The organism is Arthrobacter sp. Y3224198 (assembly GCF_059090025.1).
Genome location: NZ_JBNHFG010000044.1, coordinates 1 through 18335 on the forward strand (window position 1 = coordinate 1; position 18335 = coordinate 18335).

The 18335-nt window shown below is 68.5% G+C and carries 15 protein-coding genes and 1 pseudogene; 6 read left to right on the plus strand and 10 right to left on the minus strand.

Annotation, left to right across the window (positions count from 1 at the left end; all coding sequences use genetic code 11):
- Positions 1–1180: ABC transporter permease (locus AC5RUF_RS15160; RefSeq protein WP_494131140.1), on the minus strand; the 1180-nt coding region annotated here is incomplete at its 3' end.
- Between the two features lie 2 nt (positions 1181–1182).
- Entirely contained in the window at positions 1183–1938 is a 756-nt protein-coding gene (locus AC5RUF_RS15165) for an ABC transporter ATP-binding protein (RefSeq protein ID WP_494131141.1), read from the minus strand.
- Between the two features lie 145 nt (positions 1939–2083).
- Between AC5RUF_RS15165 and AC5RUF_RS15170 the strand changes: the two genes are divergently transcribed.
- From AC5RUF_RS15170 to AC5RUF_RS15195, 6 genes are all read left to right on the plus strand, one after another.
- Complete coding sequence (locus tag AC5RUF_RS15170) at positions 2084–3427, plus strand: sensor histidine kinase (protein WP_494131142.1); 1344 nt, start codon at positions 2084–2086, stop codon at positions 3425–3427.
- Positions 3415–4059: a response regulator transcription factor gene (locus AC5RUF_RS15175; protein ID WP_494131143.1), complete on the plus strand. Its 645-nt coding sequence runs from the start codon at positions 3415–3417 to the stop codon at positions 4057–4059. The genes AC5RUF_RS15170 and AC5RUF_RS15175 overlap by 13 nt, the downstream gene beginning before the upstream one ends.
- Positions 4060–4153: 94 nt before the next feature.
- Positions 4154–4984 carry an SDR family oxidoreductase gene (locus AC5RUF_RS15180; protein ID WP_494131144.1) on the plus strand — a complete coding sequence of 277 codons (831 nt, stop codon included), beginning with the start codon at positions 4154–4156 and terminating at the stop codon, positions 4982–4984.
- 34 nt (positions 4985–5018) lie between these two features.
- Positions 5019–6707: a class I adenylate-forming enzyme family protein gene (locus AC5RUF_RS15185; protein WP_494131145.1), complete on the plus strand. Its 1689-nt coding sequence runs from the start codon at positions 5019–5021 to the stop codon at positions 6705–6707.
- Positions 6700–7947 (plus strand): beta-ketoacyl-[acyl-carrier-protein] synthase family protein, encoded by a 1248-nt coding sequence (locus AC5RUF_RS15190; protein ID WP_494131146.1) that lies wholly within the window; start codon positions 6700–6702, stop codon positions 7945–7947. Before AC5RUF_RS15185 ends, AC5RUF_RS15190 begins: the two co-directional genes overlap by 8 nt.
- Positions 7948–8290: 343 nt before the next feature.
- Entirely contained in the window at positions 8291–8854 is a 564-nt protein-coding gene (locus AC5RUF_RS15195) for a chloramphenicol phosphotransferase CPT family protein (RefSeq protein ID WP_494131147.1), read from the plus strand.
- On the opposite strand, the gene AC5RUF_RS15200 is transcribed toward AC5RUF_RS15195, so the two are convergent.
- The 8 genes and pseudogenes from AC5RUF_RS15200 to AC5RUF_RS15235 form a co-directional block, all read right to left on the minus strand.
- Positions 8851–9930 carry a phosphatase PAP2 family protein gene (locus AC5RUF_RS15200; protein ID WP_494131148.1) on the minus strand — a complete coding sequence of 360 codons (1080 nt, stop codon included), beginning with the start codon at positions 9928–9930 and terminating at the stop codon, positions 8851–8853. The genes AC5RUF_RS15195 and AC5RUF_RS15200 overlap by 4 nt on opposite strands.
- An 83-nt stretch (positions 9931–10013) precedes the next feature.
- Positions 10014–10697 carry a DsbA family protein gene (locus tag AC5RUF_RS15205; protein ID WP_494131149.1) on the minus strand — a complete coding sequence of 228 codons (684 nt, stop codon included), beginning with the start codon at positions 10695–10697 and terminating at the stop codon, positions 10014–10016.
- A gap of 259 nt (positions 10698–10956) precedes the next feature.
- Entirely contained in the window at positions 10957–12453 is a 1497-nt protein-coding gene (locus AC5RUF_RS15210) for an HNH endonuclease signature motif containing protein (protein WP_494131150.1), read from the minus strand.
- Positions 12454–12753: 300 nt separating this feature from the next.
- On the minus strand, positions 12754–13674 hold the full coding sequence (locus AC5RUF_RS15215; RefSeq protein ID WP_494131151.1) for an oxygenase MpaB family protein: 921 nt from the start codon (positions 13672–13674) through the stop codon (positions 12754–12756).
- Between the two features lie 59 nt (positions 13675–13733).
- Positions 13734–13919, minus strand: coding sequence for a hypothetical protein (locus AC5RUF_RS15220; protein ID WP_494131152.1), 186 nt, complete (start codon positions 13917–13919; stop codon positions 13734–13736).
- Positions 13920–14008: 89 nt separating this feature from the next.
- Positions 14009–17320, minus strand: a complete 3312-nt coding sequence (locus tag AC5RUF_RS15225; RefSeq protein ID WP_494131153.1) for an ATP-binding protein — start codon at positions 17318–17320, stop codon at positions 14009–14011.
- Positions 17317–18108: a DUF4194 domain-containing protein gene (locus tag AC5RUF_RS15230; RefSeq protein ID WP_494131154.1), complete on the minus strand. Its 792-nt coding sequence runs from the start codon at positions 18106–18108 to the stop codon at positions 17317–17319. Before AC5RUF_RS15230 ends, AC5RUF_RS15225 begins: the two co-directional genes overlap by 4 nt.
- Positions 18105–18335: pseudogene (locus AC5RUF_RS15235) on the minus strand (hypothetical protein); the annotation flags it as partial. The pseudogene AC5RUF_RS15235 and the gene AC5RUF_RS15230, both read right to left, overlap by 4 nt.

An 18335-nucleotide genomic window follows, 5' to 3' on the forward strand; every position in this document is an offset into this window, starting at 1 on the left:
GCCGCCCCCGGCCCAGCCGGGCCGCCTCGGTGACGGCTTCACGCAGCGCCGTCGTGGGGGCCATCCGTACGGTCCCGCGGGCTGAGACCAGTGAGGCGCCGACGGCGGCGGCAACGCTGAGGACCACCGCCGCGAGGGCCGGTACGGGGCTGTAGGCCAGCGCAAAGTCCTCCGGGATCACACCCCCGGCGGTGAACTGCGCGCCCAGGACGTACGCCAGCCCGAAGCCCGGGGCGGCACCCAGCACCGCGGCGGCCCCGGAGACCAGCAGCACTTCGCGGATGATGATGCCCAGCGTCTGCCCGCTGCCGGCCCCGACGGCACGCAGCATGGCGAACTCGCGGCGGCGGCCCAGGATGGACAGGGACAGGGTGCCGGCGGTGACGAACACGGCGGTCATCACGGCAACGCCGGCCAGTGAGCTGCTCAGGAGCAGCAGCATGGAGCGGGCGGCGGTTCCGCCCAGGTTCTCCACGTCGCCGCGCCGGTCGCCGGTGTACGTCACGACGCCGTCCACCCGGTCCTCGATGGAAGAAGCCAGTTTGTCCGGGGAGACGGAGCCGTCGGCAATCACGCCCACGGTCGCCACCGTGTCTCCGTGCGGCCACAGCGCGGCGGTGCCGGCCGGGCTGAGGAACACGGCAGGATCGGCGGACCCGGATCCCGGGCCTGCGGCAATACCGGTGACGGTGTACTCGGCCGGCACCCCGCCGTGGGAGAGGGTCAGGCGGTCGCCGGGGGCGGCTCCGAAGGACCCGTCCACCACCACCTCCGAGGCCCGGCGGGGCTTCTCCCCGGTCAGCGTGTACGGGGCCAGGGCCGCGGAATCCCAGGCCGAGGCGGACAGGCTCCGGCCGCCGTCGTCGGACAGCGGAATGGTGACGCTGCCGACGGCCTCCTCCACGCCCGGTATGGAGGCGATCTCCTCCACGGTGTCGGCGGGCAGGAGGACGCGCTCGGAGAGCGGAGCATCCATGTCCTCGACCACGGGCAGTGACTGCGGTGCGCCCACCACGACGTCGGCGCCCTGCAAGCGGTCCGCGGCGGTGCCGCCGCGCAGCCCGGACTCAATCAGGACGCCCATGGCGGTAATGAGCGCCGCGCACAGGAACACGGCCACGAAGACCCCGGCGAAACCGCCGCGGTGGTGCCGGATGGATTCTTTTGCGAAGGACCACATGATTAGCGCTCTCCCAGGTAGGCGACGTGCTCGGTGACGTCGCGGACAGTGGCGCCGGACAGGCTGCCGTCCAGCTGCCCGTCGGCGAGGAATATGACGGTGTCGGCGGAGACGGCGGCCACCGGATCGTGCGTCACCATCACCACGGTCTGCCCCAGCTCGGAGACGGTGTGCCGCAGCAGGTCCAGCACCTGCCGGGCGGTACCGGAATCCAGGGCCCCGGTCGGTTCATCCGCGAAGACCGCGGCCGGCCGGGTGATCAGTGCCCGGGCAATGGCCGCCCGCTGCTGCTGCCCGCCGGAGAGTTCCTGCGGCTTGCGCTCGCCGAAACCGGCCAGTCCTACCGCTTCCAGGACGTAGTCGAGCCAGACCGCATCGGTAGCCCGGCCGGCCAGCAGCAGCGGCAGGGTGACGTTGCGGGCCACCGTGAGCTGTGGCAGCAGGTTGTAGGACTGGAATACAAAGCCGACGTGGTCCCGGCGGAACCGGGTCAGGGCCTTGCCGCGCAGGCCGGAAATGTCGGTGTCGCCCAGGATGACGCGGCCGCGGTCCGGGGCGTCCAGCCCGGCGGCGCACTGCAGCAGGGTGGATTTGCCGGAGCCGGAGGGGCCCATGATGGCGGTGAAGCTGCCTTCCGGAACGGCCAGCGAGACGTCCCGGAGGGCGGGGACGCCGGCGGGGCCGGAGCGGTAGCTTTTGGAGACGGACTGCAGTTGCAGGGCCGCCTTGGCGGAGAACTCACTGGCGTCGGTAAACATGGGAACCATCCTCGGAATCGGGCGGAATATCTGTTGTCTTCGACGCTACGGAGGCGCGGAATCGGTTCCGATACAGCCACCCGGCCGGTTTGGGGTATAGCTGGCTATACCGACAGCCGTGGCGGCCTCCGGCATAATCAAGCAGGTGATACTACCGAGCCGCGCCAGCCTGGATTCCCGTCTGCGGGATCTGGTGTTCCTGCTGCGCGAGGGCTGGTACTGGCTGGCCTCGCTGGGGGTGCTGGTGGCCGGCGTCGTCCTGCTGCCGTTCCTGCCCCTGGGGGTGGGGCTGTACCCGCTGCCGCGCCTGCTGGCTGTGCTGGACCTGCTGGCCGCGCGGGCCCAGGCCCGGGCAGCGGCGTTCACCTCTGCGGTGATCCCCTTTGACCGGCGCCGCCTGTCCGGCCGGCACTCCTTTGGCGAGCTGGCGGCCCTGGTCAGTGCTCCCGAAACCAAGCGGGACGTGTCCTGGCTGGGCTTCCACGCCGCGTTTGCCTTCCTGGCCGCGGCCCTGGCGGTGGCGTTGCCGGTGGGCGGAGTGCTGTATGTGCTGGCGGCCCCGTTCTGGCCCCTGTTTCCGGCCGACGCCCCGCTGGAGCTGACCATCCCCGTCCGCAGCTGGACTGATGCGTTCCTGACCGTGCTGCTGGGGCTGGTGTATGCGGCGGCAGGGTGGCTGCTGCTGCCGTGGATGGCGCGGCGGATCAGCGGAGCCACCCTGGCCATCCTGTCGCCCCGCCGGTACGCCGACCTGGCCCGCCGGATCTCCGACCTGTCCGCCGCCCGGGCCAGCGCCCTGGCTGCGCACGCCGCGGAGCTGCGCCGGATCGAGCGGGAACTGCACGACGGCGCGCAGAACCGGCTGGTGGGCGTGGTCATGATGCTCGGCCTGGCGTCACGGGCGGCGGAAACCGATCCCGCTGCTGCCGTGCCCTTCATTGGCCGCGCGCAGGATGCCGCGTCCGAGGCACTGGCCGGGCTGCGGGCGGCCGTGCATGACATTTACCCGCCGGTGCTGGATGAGCTGGGGCTGGGCGGGGCGGCCTCCGCCCTGACCAGCCGCTCGCCGATTCCCTGCACGCTCAACGTGGAGGGGTTGCAGCGCGCCCCCGCAGCGGTGGAGGCAGCGGCCTACTTTGTGCTGGCCGAGGCGCTGACCAATGCGGCCAAGCACTCCGACGCCTCGCGCATTGACGTGGTGCTGCGGACCGAAGCAACCGCGCGGGAGGAAACATTGGTGGTCGAAGTGCGCGACGACGGCCGCGGCGGCGCCCGGGTGGGCCCCGGTTCCGGGAGGGCGGAGGCCCCGGCGTCCGGAAGCGCCGCCGGAGCCAGCACCGCCGGCACAGGGCCCGGCACCGGTCCAGGCGCCGGCACCGGGCTGGCCGGAATTGCCCGGCGTGCCGCGGCCTTCGGCGGCAAACTGATCCTCACCAGCCCCGCGGGCGGACCGACCAACGTACGAGTGGAGCTGCCATGCGCCTTCTGATCGCCGAAGATGATGCCCTGCTGCGGGCCGGAATGCAGCTGCTGTTGGAAAGCGAAGGGTTTGAGGTGGTGGGGGCCTGGGACAACGCCGATGACCTGCTGGCCGCCTTCAAACCGGGCAGCGCCGACGGCGCGGTACTGGATGTCCGGATGCCGCCCACCTTCACCAACGAGGGGCTCAAAGCCGCCCTGACACTGCGCGAATCCGTCCCGGAGTTTCCCGTACTGGTGCTTTCGGCCTATGTGGAGGACCGGTACGCCAGCCGGCTGCTCGCCTCCGGCGCCCAGGGCGTGGGCTACCTGCTCAAGGAACGCGTGGGTAACGTGGGCGAGTTCGTGGACGGGCTGCGGCGCGTGCTGGGCGGCGGGACCGTGATGGATCCGGAAGTCATTGCCCAGCTGTTCAGCCGGCGCAGCACGGAGGACCCCATCCGGTCACTGACACCGCGGGAATTCGAGGTTCTGGGACTGGTGGCCGAGGGCCTGGGCAACACCGCCATTGCCGAGGCCATCACGGTCTCCGAAACCGCGGTGAGCAAACACATCGGCAACATCTTCGCCAAACTCGGGCTCGCGCCGTCGGACAGCGGCCACCGCCGGGTGCTGGCCACGCTGGCCTACCTGCGTTCCTGACCCCTCGCCCCGGAGCCTTTTGGGACCGGGTCTTGTTTCCCGCCCGCGTGCGGTGACAAGGTGTGAGGCACGGACCGGACGAGGAGGCATCCACGTGGAACAAGGCGACGCAAAAACGGCGCTCATTACCGGCGCCTCCCGCGGTATCGGGCGGCGGGTGGCGGAGCGGCTGGCGGAGCAGGGAACCCACGTGGTGGTCAGTTACCGGCAGAACGCGGAGATGGCCAAGGAAACGGTGGCCCGGCTCCAGGAACTGGGTGGCGGCGGCATTGCGGTGCAGGCCGACGTCGAGAATCCTGAAGACATTGTCCGGCTCTTCGACGCCGCCGCGGACGAATACGGGCGGCTGGACTACTTCATTAACAATGCCGCCGCCGCGGCCTTCAAGAACGTGGTGGACCTGAAGACCCACCACCTGGACCGCGCCTACGCGGTCAACGTCCGGCCGTTTGTGCTCGGCGCCCAGGAAGCGGTGAAGCTGATGGACGACGGCGGGCGCATCGTGGCGCTGACCAGTTACGGCAGCGTCCGGGCCTTCCCCACCTACGCCGTCCTCGGCTCCTACAAAGCCGCCGTGGAATCCTTCGTGCGGTTTATGGCCGTCGAGTTCGCGCCCTACGGCATCAACGTCAATGCCGTGAACGGCGGACTGATTGATTCCGACTCGCTGGACTACTTCTACTCCATGGACGGCATGGCAGCCATCGATACCGTCCTGTCCCGGATTCCGCTGTGCCGGCCCGGAACGGTGGACGAGATGGCCGCCACCGTTGAATTCCTGCTGTCGCCCGGCGCCGGCTACATCACCGGGCAGGTGCTGTCCGTGGACGGCGGCCTGTCCGTCATCGCCCCGCCGTTCCATTCCGAGGCGGCCGGACCGCCGGTCGCGCTGCCGGAGCGTCCAACGCGGGGCGGCAACCGGTAACCACCTTCCTTCCACGCACCGAAAGGACGCAGCAGTGAGTTACGATTCCAGCCGCTACCGGGACTACTTCGAACACAGCCTCACCTATGCGTCCGGCTTCGCGCGCAACGTGGCGCGGTACGCGGACAACGTGGCACTGGCCGATCCGCCGTCGGGCCGGGAATGGACCTACGCGCAGCTGGGGCAGGCCGTGGATTCCGTGGCCCGTGCCCTGGCCGAGCGCGGCGTGGGGCGCGGGGACCGGGTGCTCTACCAGCTCTACAACGGAGTGGAGTTCGCGCTGCTGTACCTGGCCACCCAGCGGCTGGGTGCCGTCAGCGTACCGGTCAATTACCGGCTGGCTCCCGCGGAAACCGCGCACATCCTGCGCGACAGCGATCCGGCCGTCTACGTGGTGGACGCCGAGCACACCGAGACTGCGGCCCGGGCCCTGGAACTGGCCGAGGTCTCCCCGGTGGTGCTGGTGGCCGGAGGCGACGGCGCCGCGCACTGGGGGATGGGGTCAGGGCACCTGGGGCAGGACTTCGACGCCGCCGTCGACGCCGCGGCCGGAGACCTGCCGGACCTGTCCGGACAGCTGTCCACCTTCGAGGAAAGCACCCGCTTCTACACCTCCGGCACCACGGGAATGCCCAAGGGCGTGCCGCTGCCCTCCATCGCCGAGCTGATGAGCGCGCACGACGTCATCATGCACTTCCCGCTCACCCCCTCGGACCGGACGCTGAACATGACCCCGTGGTTCCACCGGGGCGGCCTGCACTCCGGCGGACCCAACCCGGTGTTCTACATCGGCGGGTCGGTGGTGCCGCTGCGCAGCTTTAATCCGGCCACGGTGCTGGACTGGGTGGGGGAGCAGGGCCTGACCTACCTGATCGGTGCGCCCACCACCTTGGAGATGATCGCGGCGGAGCAGGAGAAGAACCCGCGGGACCTGGGCACGCTGCGCGGCATCGTCACCATGGGGGCGCCGCTGGACCGTGCCGCCGCTATCCGGTACCAGCAGCTGCTGACCCCGCGGATCTTCAACGGCTACGGCACCACCGAAGGTTTCTGGAACACCTTCCTGCGGCCGGAGGACCTCCCGGCTCATGCCGGCAGTGCCGGGCGCGCCTGCACGGACGACGACGTCGCCGTCGTCCGCGTGTTCGAAGGCCGCCGCGCCCGCCCGGACGAACTGGTGGCGCGGGACGGCAGCGAGATCGGCGAAGTGATCATGCGCTCGCCGAAGTCCGGGTTCAGCTACGCCAACCTGCCGCAGGTGGAGGAGGAGAAGTTCCACGATGGCTGGCTGTACCCCGGGGACATGGCCACCTGGGATGCCGAGGGGTACGTGACCATCATGGGCCGCACCGACGACATGATCATTTCCGGCGGCGAAAACGTGCATCCGGTGCAGGTGGAAGCCGCGCTCGCGGACCATCCCGGCGTGCTGGACTCCGTGGTGGTGGGTGTGCCGGACGATCAGTGGGGCCAGCGCGTGGTGGCCTATGTGGTCCGCCGGGACGAGGACGTGGACGCAGCGGGACTGGACGCGTTCTGCCGCGAGCATCCGGGGCTGGCGGACTTCAAACGCCCGCGCGGCTACCGCTTCGTGGACGAACTGCCCATGACGGCCACGGGCAAGAAGATGCACTACAAGGTGGCCGACTCCGCCGCCCAGGACTGGCTGGACGGCAGGATGGATGTGCCGGGGGCGGCGCGGAAGGCCCCGGCGGATGGTTGAGGACCGGACCACGGACCGCGTGGTCATTACCGGGATGGGGGCCCTGACCCCGCTCGGGACCAGCTGGCCGGACACCTGGACCGGCCTGCTGGCCGGGCGCAGCGGGATCGACAAAATCACCGCCTTCGACGCCTCGGACTTTCCCACCCGCATTGCCGGTGAAGTGAAAAACTTTGATCCAGCGCAGATCCTGCCGGTCAAACGGCTGCGGCGTTCCTCCCGGGCCTCGCACCTGGCCGTTGCTGCCGCCCGGGAAGCGGTGGCCGACGCCGGTCTCGGCGGCACGTTGGAGGGTACCGACGCCGCGGTGATCATCAACAGTGCGGTGTCCGGCTATCCGGAGGTGCAGGACGCCACCGAAACCCTGCACCGGGAGGGGTTGCGGCCCATCAGCCCCAGCTTTGTGGCCTCGTCGCTGACCAACATGCCCGCCTGCGAGGTGGCGATTGACCTGGCCGTCCATGGTCCGGTGAACGCCAGCGCCCTGGCCTGCGCCAGCGGTACCGCGGCCCTGCTCGAGGCCCGCCGTACCCTGCTGGCCGGGGAGGCGGACGTGGTGGTGGCCGGCGGCACGGATGCCGCGATCACCTCGGTGATGTTTGCCGGGCTGTCCGCCATGCGCGGACTGTCGCGGAACAATGATTCTCCGCAGGAGGCCAGCCGCCCGTTCGACGCCGGCCGGGACGGGTTTGTGTTCGGCGAAGGGTCAGTGGTGTGTGTGCTGGAACGGCTCAGCTCCGCCCGGGCCCGCGGCGCCGAGGTATATGCGGAGGTGCTGGGCGGGGCCATGACCAGCGACGCGTTCCACATCGTCGCTCCGGATCCCAGCGGGCGGTACGCGGCGGAGGCCATTGTGCAGACGCTGCACCGGGCCCGCCTGGATCCCGGGGACATACAGCTGGTGGCGGCACACGGGACCTCCACCCAGGCCAATGACCGCACCGAAACCATTGCCCTGCATACCGCGTTCGGGGAGCACGCGCCGTCGTTGGCCGTCACCGCACCGAAGTCCATGACCGGGCACCTGATCGGGGCGGCCGGGACCCTGGGCTCGCTGCTGTGCGCCATGGCCATCCGGGACGGGGTTATCCCGCCGACCATCAACTACAGCACTCCGGATCCGGAGTGCGACCTGGACTACGTGCCCGGGACTGCGCGGGAGGCATCGGTGCGGTATGCCGTGACCAATGCGTTCGGGTTCGGCGGGCAGAATGCCGTGGCGGCGTTCGGGGCTGTTTGACGCTTATGGTGGGCGCCTGCGTGCCTGGGCGGGAGCCTGCGTGCCTGGGTGGGCGCCTACGCGCCCGGAACGGCGGCAACGAAATTTCCGCGCTCGCAGAGCTCGCGAGAAATATTAAAGCCGCCTTCCTCCGGGCGCTCCGGTGCCCGCGTTTGTGAGCCTCCGGTCGCTTCGGTGCCGGCGCTTGTCAGCTTCCGGGCGCTCCAGTGCCCGCGTCTGCCAGCCTCCTGGTGCCTGCCGGTGCCCTCAGATGTCCTTATCAGCCACCCACTGGCCCTTGTTGGTCCGTCCCGCTTGGACCCGAGTTCCTTTTCCCAGGCGTGGACTCGGCTAGGCTCGCTGCATGTCCGCCGATCGCAGTCCCCGAGTACTTGTGCTCAATGGCGGATCCAGTTCGGGCAAAACGTCCCTGGCCCGGGCGCTCCAGGAGATCCTGCCAGGTATCTGGCTGACCTTCGGCGTGGACAGCTTCATCGATGCCCTTCCCGGCGGCGGAGACAGCCCGCGCGCAGGCATCGCCTTTGCTCCGGATGGCACCATCAGCATCAGTGCCGCCCACCGCGCGCTGGAACGCACCTGGTACGCCGGGCTCCAGGCTATGGTGCGGTCCGGTGCCTGCCTGATCCTTGATGAAGTGTTCCTCTCCGGCGCCGATGGACAGGACCGCGTGAAGGCAGTTTTCAGCGACGCGAAGGTGATGTGGGTAGGCGTTCACTGCGCCCCCGACGTCGCAGCGTCCCGGGAAGCAGGCCGTCCGGACCGGGTGACAGGCATGGCCAGGGCGCAAGCCGCCAGCGTGCACCGAGGAGTCGTTTACGACCTGGAAGTGGATACGAGCCTCACCGACCCTGACGAGTGCGCTCGCCAAATAGTGCGTGCCTTCGAAGGCGGCGTACCGCAGACCTAGGCGCCGGTGGAGATCAGGTCCGGCTCGACGTCGGGCTCCGCCTGCGCTGCCCGGACTGCGAAATCCTCGCGCTGGGTACCGACGGCCTTGGACGCGAGCCAGACGGACACGGCACCGAGGGCGAAGCCGGCGAATACGTCCACCACGTAGTGCCAGCCGAAATAGACGGTGGCCAGCATGGTCAACGCCGTGTAGATCCACATGATCCAGCGGACAGCCTTGGGCAGGCGGGTCAGGTGCGCCACCAGGGCGGCGGTGAAGACGATGGAGACGTGCAGGGAGGCGAAGGCGGCGATGCCATGCACGTTTTCCGTGGCGAAGGGGTCCGTCAGCACTTCGGCCCGGTTCGCATACAGGGTGTCCTGCAGGTCGGAAACCGGGGTTTCGGGCAGGTCATAGAACGGGGTGGCGTCCGCATAGACCGGTCCCATGGACGGCAGCGCGTAATAGCTGACGGTGCCCAGGATCCAGTTGAAGGACAGGGCGGTGGCGTACCAGGCGCCGCGCTGCAGGTTGTCGGACCACACCAGTGCCGCTGCCAGCGAGACCGGCACAAACACCATAAACAGCATGTAGACGCCGGAAAGCAGATCGGCGCTGAACCCGGTGCCGAGCACCTCCTGCAGCACATCGGCCGGGTATTCCCCGCCGGCGAACCACTTGTCCGTGGCCTCCAGCATGGTGTCCGTGAGCCGGTCCCGCAGGAACGGCAGGAAGCTCTTGAGGTTCCGGTAGGACATGTACGCCAGGTAGAACGTTGCCAGTCCGGCAATGGCCACGGCCAGACGCGGGCCGGACCACCGGGTGCGCAATACCTGGCTTGTGGCCACTGCCAAACCGCCGTGTTCCCGCCGCCGGGCCAGGACCCGGGGGACGACGTCGGCCGCGATCATCAGCAGCACCATCAGGGGCAGGCGCACGTAGCTGGGGCCGAGGAAGCCTTCCGGGTCGCGGATGGGCAGGCCGGCGACGACGGCGGCCACCAGCATCAGCACGGTGAAGGCAGCAGAGATAAGGAGGGGCACGCCGAACAGGCGCCGCCAGGCAGGTCGGGCAGGCCCGGCATCGATAGTCATTAGATATTTTTATCCCACGACCCTGCCTGTTCAGCGGTTAGGAGCCCTTACTCTCAGTATGCTTTCGATCACATGCCGGGGCCCTACTTGTTCAGGGCGTTGTCCAGCGGTTCGGAGATTTCGCTGTAGTCGCCGGACTCCAGCTGCACGGCCTTCCCGTCCAGGTACAGGGTGGGGGTTCCCTTCACCTGGAGGTCCTGGGCGTCCTGCAGGTCCCGGGCCACGCGGTCCTTGATGGCGGTGTAGTCGGCGTTGAAGCGGTCCATGTCCAGGCCGAGTTCTTCTGCGTAGCCGGCGAAGATGCCGTCCACGTCGGACTCGGTCTTCCAGTCCTCCTGGTGCTCGAAGACCTTGCCGGCCATGGCCTCCAGCTTGCCCTGTTCTGCGGCGGCTTCGACGGCGCGGGCGGCGGGTTCGGCGTTCTTATGCTTCGGGAGCGGGTAGTTCCGTACTACGATGCGGACCTGGTCGCCGTAGTCGGCCTTCGCCTGCTGGATCAGGGGATCCATCATGCCGCAGTAGGGGCACTGGTAATCGGTGAAGAGGACCAGGGTGGCCTGCGGATTGGCCGGGTCGGTGATGGTCCGGGCGTCCGCGGGGATCAACTTGTCCGCCTGGTCTGAGGGGACAGTGGCTTCCGCGGAGGGGGAGGCGGAGGCGCTGACACTGGTGTCGGGGGAGGCGGACTCGTCCGCTGTCCCGCAGGAGACCACACCTCCGCTCACCAGCAGGCCGGCGATGATCAGTGAGGGTACAGCCTTGCGCATAGTTCCTTTCCGGTATCGGGGAAGCGCGCTCAGGGAGCGCGCCGAGTACGGGTTGGACGATGCTTTCCTTTAATTTTTCCATCGGATTGGTGGGGGATAAAAGGCCGGAATCCGGGTTCTCTGTGTGATGTTGATCGGCGGATGTGTGACGGATACTGCAGGGTGGAGGGGGTGCTCTGGAGGGCCTGCTCAGAACGGCTTGCTCGGAGCAGCCCGATCCGAGGTGGCTGCTCAGAACGGCCCGATCAGAGGGGCCTGCTCAGAACGGTGGTGCTTCGACCGGGACCTCCGGCTCGGGGCGGGCAGGGGCCAGTTCGAGGAAAGGCTCGGTGCGGTAGACCCGTCCAGTAGGCGAAGTCCACTCCATGATTCCGGGCTCCGGTTGCTTGGCCTTCCAGAAGCCGAGGGTCTTGAACCGGTGGTGCCTCCGGCACAGATGGACCAGGTTCCCGTGATCGGTGGGGCCGCCCTGTGCCCAGTCGGTGGTGTGGTCGATTTCGCTGACAGCAGTACTGACCCGGCAACCGGGGAACCTGCAGGTCCCGTCCCGGGCGCGCAGCCAGCGGGCCAGTCCTGCCGGAACTTTTCGGCGTCGGCCGACGCCGAGGATTTCCCCGGTTCGCGGGTCTTGGACAAGCCCGGTCCAGCGGGTGGCACTGCGCGCCAGCCGGCGTGCCGCATCGGCGCTGATGGGTCCGTAGCCATGTAGTTCGGCGGGTTGCTCGTCGGCTCCGAAGAGGGTTTCGGCATTGATCAGGACCATGATTTCGGCGCGCGGGATGGTGCCGAGGGCGTCTGGGCCGCCGTCGCAGAGATCGCGGCCGCCCGCACGGCTCCCGCCACTGCCGCCCGCACGGCTCCCGCCACTGCCGCCGGCGCTCCCGCCACTGCCGCCGGCGCCTTCGCCGCCCGCCCCTGAAGCCATGGGCCTTCCCTGCTGCCCACTGAGACCTCCCATGAGCAGGTGGGTCAGGATGTCCGCACGCAGCTGGTCCCTGGTCCGCGGGTCTCCGGCCGTTTGTTCGCCCTGCGCAGCTGTACTGAGGGCGGTGTGGATCTGCTGGGCCTCCGGTGCCGGCAGGAAGGCCGAGAGCCAGGACATCCCGTCAGCGTCCCTGTCGAGGGTGACCCGACGCTGTTCGAAGGCGCTGCGGTGCCGTTCGGGAACGCTCTCGGGATACTGTTTCTCCCGCAGCCGACGTGCTCGGACGGAGAACTGGGCCCTGGTCTGTCCTTCGGCAGCGGCCAGCAGCTCCGCTTCGAACTCCGGCAGCTGGGCTGCGGGAACGCTCTGGCTTTGGTCCAGGATCACCTGCGCATGCGGGTAGCTGAGTTTTCCTTCCGCCAATGCGTTGAGGGTTTCGGTATGCGCGCCGCAAAGCCTCTCCGCTTCGTCCAGGAGCCGCTGCCCGGTCATCTGCGGGACGCCGAGAATGGTGGCGCATTCGGTGGCGGCGAGGCTGAACGCGATACCCGGGGCCTGCTGGCCCGATGCATTCTGGAAACTGTCCCGGAAGACCTCCTGCAGCCGGTTCATCAGGCGGGCCTGCTGGGCCTGGGCCCATGCGGTCAGGTGCGCGACCCGGGCCAGGGCGTCACCAGTTGCTTTCTCGTCGAAGGATTCAATGTTCGCCAGCGCCAGAGTTCCGGTAAAACCTTCCGGGTAGGTGCCAGCTGAGCATTCCGCACCGCCGGGCACGCCCGCTGGATCGGCACGATAAACCGCAAGACTGGTCAAGGCCAGGGGCGGTTTCACGGGCGCATCCGTCTTGCCGGCTGCCCCTTCCCGTGGAAGGTTTGTGCCGGCAGGCGTTCCGGTTCCGCACCCGGTGTTCCTGTCCTGATCCATGCTTCAGGATTTCATCCGGCACTGACATTTCCGGGCCTAAAAGAGGCTCAAAACGGGACATCGGAAAACTCGAAATACCTGTCTTTTTGAGCCGGTTACTTAGCCTCTGCGCCAACCGGTTATGCATTCACGGCCAGCCCCGTGGAGCTGATGCGGTCGTGCCGTCGTGCCGTCCCTGGCAACCAGCCCGTTCCTGGCAACCCGCTGTCACGCCCGACCGGAGACTCGGGCAATCCGCTCCCGGGCGGACCGCTCGCTGGGCCCCTGCGAGCCCAAACCAAACCGGATAACACCCAAAACAAGTTTCACGGGAAACTTCATCGACAACGGAACCGGCCCCAGGTGCGGAGCCCGCAACCCCAGCAGCTCCCGGTGCCGGGGTTCCAGGCTGGCCACCGCCCCGGCAAAAAGTACCCGGTAGCCAAAGCGCTGGTTCTTCGGCAGCGGCGGACGCTTCAGGAAACCCAGGGCCTCCTGCACGTACTCGCTGCTGCGTAGCTGGGCGCCGTAGCCGGCCATCTGCTTGCGCAGCTCGGCCTCCGAACGAGGTGGATTGGGAATGCCCATCAGCTCGCCCGCAACCGCCCACTCGGCCACATACGCGTCCGGGCCGCCGGGGATCTCCCCGCCGTAGCGCTGGTGCGAGGACAGGAACGCATCGGTGAACGCCAAATGCACCCAGCGGGCAATCTCCGGATCATTCGCGGAATACGGTTGCTCCACGCCGTCGGCGTCCACATACTCGCCATGCACCCGCTCGTGCAGCCGCAACACCCAATCGGAACCCGCCTTCGCCGCGTGCGTGTCTCCGTAAGTGACGGTGAAGATCCACCGGATGGTCCCGGCCAGCCGGCCCAGCGGATCCTCCTTGTAGTCGGAAAAGTCGTGCACTCCGGCCATCGCCCCGGGGTGCAGGGCCTGCAGCAGCAAGGCACGGACCCCGGCCACAATCGTCGTCATGGAGCCGTGCACCGCCCAGACCGCGGAGTCCGGACCGAAGTGGCCGACGTCGTCGCCCTTCGCCAGATCCAGCTCCCACTGTGGGATCTCGGTGGCGTTGTTGCTGAACGTGCCGATCAACTGGCGGCGCCAGGACGCAATGAACCGGGGAGTATGAAGAGCGCTCATCTTTCCCAGTGTCGGCCTGTTCCGGCTGTGCCGCCAGCGCGGCACAACCCGCCGGCAGGCTACTTACCGGACCGGCGTCCGGACTCCGGACGACGGCGGGTATTCCGCCACCGCGTCAGGGCGCCAACTGCCGCGGCTGCGAAGAAAAGCAGCGCCGCCAGCCACAAGACGCCGGCGAAGGTTTCGAACGGTCCGAACGTTCCCAGCAAAACGCACACGACGCCGGCGGCCAGGCCCACGCTCACCAGATGCTGTTGTCTCAGAGTCTGACCTTTCTCGCGCTGTCTCCGTCCCCGCCCGGCAGCCCGTTTTTCTCGCACCGCAGGAACCTGCCCTAGCGGAGCAGAATATCCACCGACCGGGAGTTGCCCAGCCCGCGCTCCAGCACGCCGGAACGGTTGGTGACGTCGTCGCGCAGGATTTCGGTGACCGAGCCCAGGAAGCGGGACAGGTCCACCTTGTCCTCCGGCGCCGCGAGCAGCAGCTGGAAACCGAACTCGTGCAGCGCGTTGATGGACGCCTCGGCGAAGGACAGCGAGGACTTCACAAACGCCTCGTCCATCATCACCGTGCCGTAGGTGCTGAAGCCCTGCGACACAATGCCCAGCTGGTACGCCAGCGCGGAGGCCATGATGAACGCGGTGAACCGCTGCCCCTCGCCGCCGGACATCAGCGACGCCTGCAGGTTGGTGTACGTGTGCCCGTTGGCCAGGCGGTGCGTGCAGGTGATGGTCACGTGCGAACGGACGTCGAGCACCTCGGCCCGCCAGCGCTTCTCCTCCGGGTCCTTCAGCCGGTCCACCAGCGCCTCCAGCGCGGCGTAGCGGGCATCCATATCGGCCTTGTCCTGCCGGGAGCCCATCATCGGCAGCGCATTCTTCAGCTCGGTACGGAACTTGTACGCGGCGTCGGGAATGGTAGTGGCCACCTCAATCTCCAGGTGGCTGCCCGCGTGGTATTCCACCCGGCGGAGCACGGAGTTCAGCGGCAGCAGGCGCGAGGAGATGCTGCGGCGTTCCTCATCCAGCAGCTGCAGCAGGTCGCTGAAGCGCTCATAGGTGCGGTTGTTGAAGTACTCGCTGAACTCGGCCTCGCGCTGCGGCAGGCCTTCGGTGATGATGCCCTCGAACCGGTCCTCGTACGCGCCGGCAGCCTCCACGGAGGTGCCGAAGTCCGAGCCCCACTTGTCGGAGAACGTCTCGAAGGTCCGCTCCAGCTTCGCGCGGGTTTCCAGCAGGGTCTTCTCCAACCGGGCCTGTTCGGTGATCAGGGCGCGCTCCACCTCGCCGGCGGCTTCCTTCAGGCGGGCGGCGTCGGTCAGGTCACCGAACGGGTCAAACAGTTCGGCCAGCGCGGTCCGCAGTCCCTCGGACAGCGCCTCGGGTGCCTTCGCGGAGAGCGCGCTGCGGCGTTCGACGGCGGCGGCAAGGTCGGCGTCGAGCCTTGCCGCTTCGCCCTTGAGCCCGCCGACCTTCTCCGTGGCGGCGGTCAGGTCCAGTTCGGCGGTGTCCAGTTCGAAGCGGATCTGCTCCAGGTCCGCGTTGGCGTCCCGGGCGGTATCGAGCCGGTCGGTGGCCTGGTCGACGGCGGCGCGGGCCTCGTCTGCGGAGAGTTCCTCCCAGCTCCGCTCGTCTTCGGCGACACGGTGGACGGCGGCCAGCCGGCGGACAATTTCGTCCTGCTCCGCGGCGTGCTGCTTTGAAACGGTGTCCGCCTCTTCAAAGACGGTGCGCAGCGCCAGCAGTTCGTTGCCGAGCGCCGCGACGGTGTCCTTGTTGTCGAAGCCCAGCACGTTGTCCGAGGCCTTGGTGTGCCGGTCATCCTTTTCGGTGGTGCTGCGGTTGCGCTTGACCGCACCGCCTCTGCTCACGCCCTTGGCGACGCCGGCCAGCCCGGCCGGATCCTCCACGCACACGAAGTCGTAGTGCGCGGTGATTTTCCGACGGACCCAGTCGCCCATGGCCGAATCGTGGGTGAGCAGCTTGGTGATCAGGTCATCGGGGCCGGGTTCGGCGGGACCATCCAGCGGCACGGATACGTCGATGCAGCGCACGTAGCCCTGCATGTCGTTTTCGCTGAGGAAGCGGGTCACCGCGGCCATGTGTTCGCCGGGGACCAGCAGGGCGGTGGCCAGGGAACGCAGGGTGCGTTCGGCGGCCGGACGCCACTGGGCGTGCTCGGCGGGCAGGTCGATCAGTTCCGCAGCGAAGGGCATGTCGGCTTCGCGAATACCGGTGGCGGCGCAGATCCGGGTGCGCTGGTCCAGGGATTCCTGCCGGATGTTGGACTTGCGGCGGCGGAAGGAGCCGATCTCGTTTTCAAGCTTCGCGATCTGCCCCTTCAGGGACCAGGCCTCGCCGTGCGCGTTGCTGCTGCGCTCCTTGGCGGCATCCAGGTCCGCGGTCAAGGACTTCACCAGCTCCGCGGCGCGGCTGCGGGCGGTGACCAGCCCGGCGGGGGAGAAGTCGACGTCGATCCCCGCTGCGGCGAGCTCGTCCCGGAACGCGGTTTCCACGGTTTCGCGGGAGCGCAGCTGCGCGGCGGCGGCAGCGAGTTCGCGTTCCAGGGTGGCGATGGCGCCGCCGCCCTCTGCGGCGTAGCGGGCGCTGAGCGCATCGCGCTGGTCCTTCAGGGTGGCACGGCGGGTTTCCGCGGCGGAGAGTTCGGCGCGGGCAGCCGAGGCGGCGGCTTCGAGCTTCTCGGCGGTGCGGGTGGCGCCTTCCAGGGCCAGGCGCTGCCGGTAGGCGGGCAGGCCCTCGGTGGTCAGGGCGCGGTTGTGCGCCAGCGCGTCCGCAGCCTGCCGGTAGCGGGTGTGCAGTTCGGGGACGCTGGCCAAGTGGTCGCGCTGCTGGCGGGCGCGTTCGAGCTGGCGGCGGATGCTGCGCAGGTGGCTGAAGTCCTCCACCGCTTCCTCGGCCGCGGTGAGGGTGCGCGGGGTGTCCAGCACGTTGGTGCGGAAGAAGTCATTGACGGTGCCGCCCAGGCCCTTGCCGGTTTGCAGGATGCGCAGCAGGTTAAAGGCCTTCTCGTCTTCGACGCCGAGTGCCGCGCGGTAGCGTTCGGCGAACATTTTGTGCGAATCGAACACGGCGGCGCCGGGCAGCAGCGCTTCGAGGCTGCCCTTGGTGAAGCGGCCACGGATGCCGGTCTGCAGGGCGGCGATGTCCAGGGGCTTGTTGTGCACCAGGTAGAAGCGGCCCAGGTTGTGCTCGGTGCCGGTGGCCGGCAGGTCCATCACCACGGAGAGGCTGGTGATCTGCCCCAGTCCGTTGTCGAACGTCAGGCAGACCGCGGACCAGGTGGCGCCGGGACGCTGGTAGGCGGTGCCCGCGCCGTCGTCCGCTCCCTGCGTGCCGAGCCGGCCGCGCATGTAGGAGAAGGCGGTGCGCTTTTCCTCGGCGTTGGTGCCGTTGTTGTTCTGCGCGGCCTCGTTCATGCGGGGGCGGGCGTCCATGACCAGCAGCATGGCGTCGAAGACGGTGGATTTGCCCACGCCGGAATCGCCGGTGAGCAGGGTGCCGGCGCGGTCCACTTTGATGGTGTGCGCGCCGTCGAAGGTTCCCCAGTTCACGATCTGCACGGAGGAGAGCCGGTTCTGGCCGGGGTTGATCAGGTCTCCCATGGGGAGGGTGGTTTCGATGCTCATGCCGGCTCCTCGCCGTCGTTCGTGGCGGGTTCAGTCTCGGTGCCGTCAGTGTCGGCGGGCTCGACGTCGAGGGTGGGGGCGCCGTCGTCGTCCGCGTTTTCCGCGTCCCCGGAGAGGGTCTGCATAAAGGTGACGATGTCGCCGATCTGGCTATAGGGCAGGGCCAGCGGCAGGGCGGGGGAGATGACCCAGACGTTGTCCAGCTCGGTGGGGATGAGCAGGCGGCGGTCATGGACGAGCTTGCGGATGGCGGCGTCCGCGGTGTCCTCCACGGACTTCGCGTCGCGCTGGCCCGGATCCACGTAACCCTCGAGCACCTCAAGGATGTCCTGCCGGGCGATGGTGGCCTCGTTCCCGGTGCCGGTGTGCCGGTCCAGGATCAGCCGCAGGCGCAGCAGCAGCAGGGTTTCCTCGCGGGTCATTTCGCGCTGACGCTGCAGGGCGGAGGTGTGCGGTTCGGGCATTTCCACCGGGCGCAGCAGGGCGACCTTGCGGTCCTCGTCAATGACCAGGGACAGGAACAGTTCACTCAGCCGCACGCGCAGCTGGTCCTGGTTGTCTACTACGGTCTCGTACACGTTGTCCGAGGAGGTGGCGTCCAGGTACGGGCCGCGCAGCAGCCGGATCAGGGCCTGGCGCAGCTTCAGCGGAAGGGTGCCGGTGTCGCCGGGGAACAGTTCGGGGCCGTCGACCAGCAGGTCACGCGGGGCGTCGGTTTCCTCAGTCTCCTTCTGCTCGACGTCGGGCTCGAAGTCCTCCGGGACTGCTGACAGGGTGGTCTCGCTCATTTTTCGGGGGCTTTCGCGACAGCGACGGCGGGCAGCAGCGCGGTGCGCTCGCTGCCGTCGATCTGGGTAAAGGTAACGGATTCAAGCGTCTCGCCGGCGGCGGAACCGCTGGCGAGCAGGGCACGGATGCTGTTTAGGTGCCGGTGCTCGGGCGGCAGTTGCTCGAACACCTGGGCCACGGTGGCACTGGGGCGTGCCGCCGTCGCCCGGGAGGCGGCGTCGGCCAG

What these genes read in the sequence shown, in the direction of transcription:
- AC5RUF_RS15215 (WP_494131151.1), bottom strand. Translation starts at nt 13,674, where the DNA reads ATGAGCGCTCTTCATACTCCCCGGTTCATTGCGTCCTGGCGCCGCCAG.
- AC5RUF_RS15195 (WP_494131147.1), top strand. Translation starts at nt 8,291, where the DNA reads ATGTCCGCCGATCGCAGTCCCCGAGTACTTGTGCTCAATGGCGGATCC.
- AC5RUF_RS15230 (WP_494131154.1), bottom strand. Translation starts at nt 18,108, where the DNA reads ATGAGCGAGACCACCCTGTCAGCAGTCCCGGAGGACTTCGAGCCCGAC.
- AC5RUF_RS15165 (WP_494131141.1), bottom strand. Translation starts at nt 1,938, where the DNA reads ATGTTTACCGACGCCAGTGAGTTCTCCGCCAAGGCGGCCCTGCAACTG.
- AC5RUF_RS15190 (WP_494131146.1), top strand. Translation starts at nt 6,700, where the DNA reads ATGGTTGAGGACCGGACCACGGACCGCGTGGTCATTACCGGGATGGGG.
- AC5RUF_RS15225 (WP_494131153.1), bottom strand. Translation starts at nt 17,320, where the DNA reads ATGAGCATCGAAACCACCCTCCCCATGGGAGACCTGATCAACCCCGGC.
- AC5RUF_RS15175 (WP_494131143.1), top strand. Translation starts at nt 3,415, where the DNA reads ATGCGCCTTCTGATCGCCGAAGATGATGCCCTGCTGCGGGCCGGAATG.
- AC5RUF_RS15200 (WP_494131148.1), bottom strand. Translation starts at nt 9,930, where the DNA reads ATGACTATCGATGCCGGGCCTGCCCGACCTGCCTGGCGGCGCCTGTTC.
- AC5RUF_RS15205 (WP_494131149.1), bottom strand. Translation starts at nt 10,697, where the DNA reads ATGCGCAAGGCTGTACCCTCACTGATCATCGCCGGCCTGCTGGTGAGC.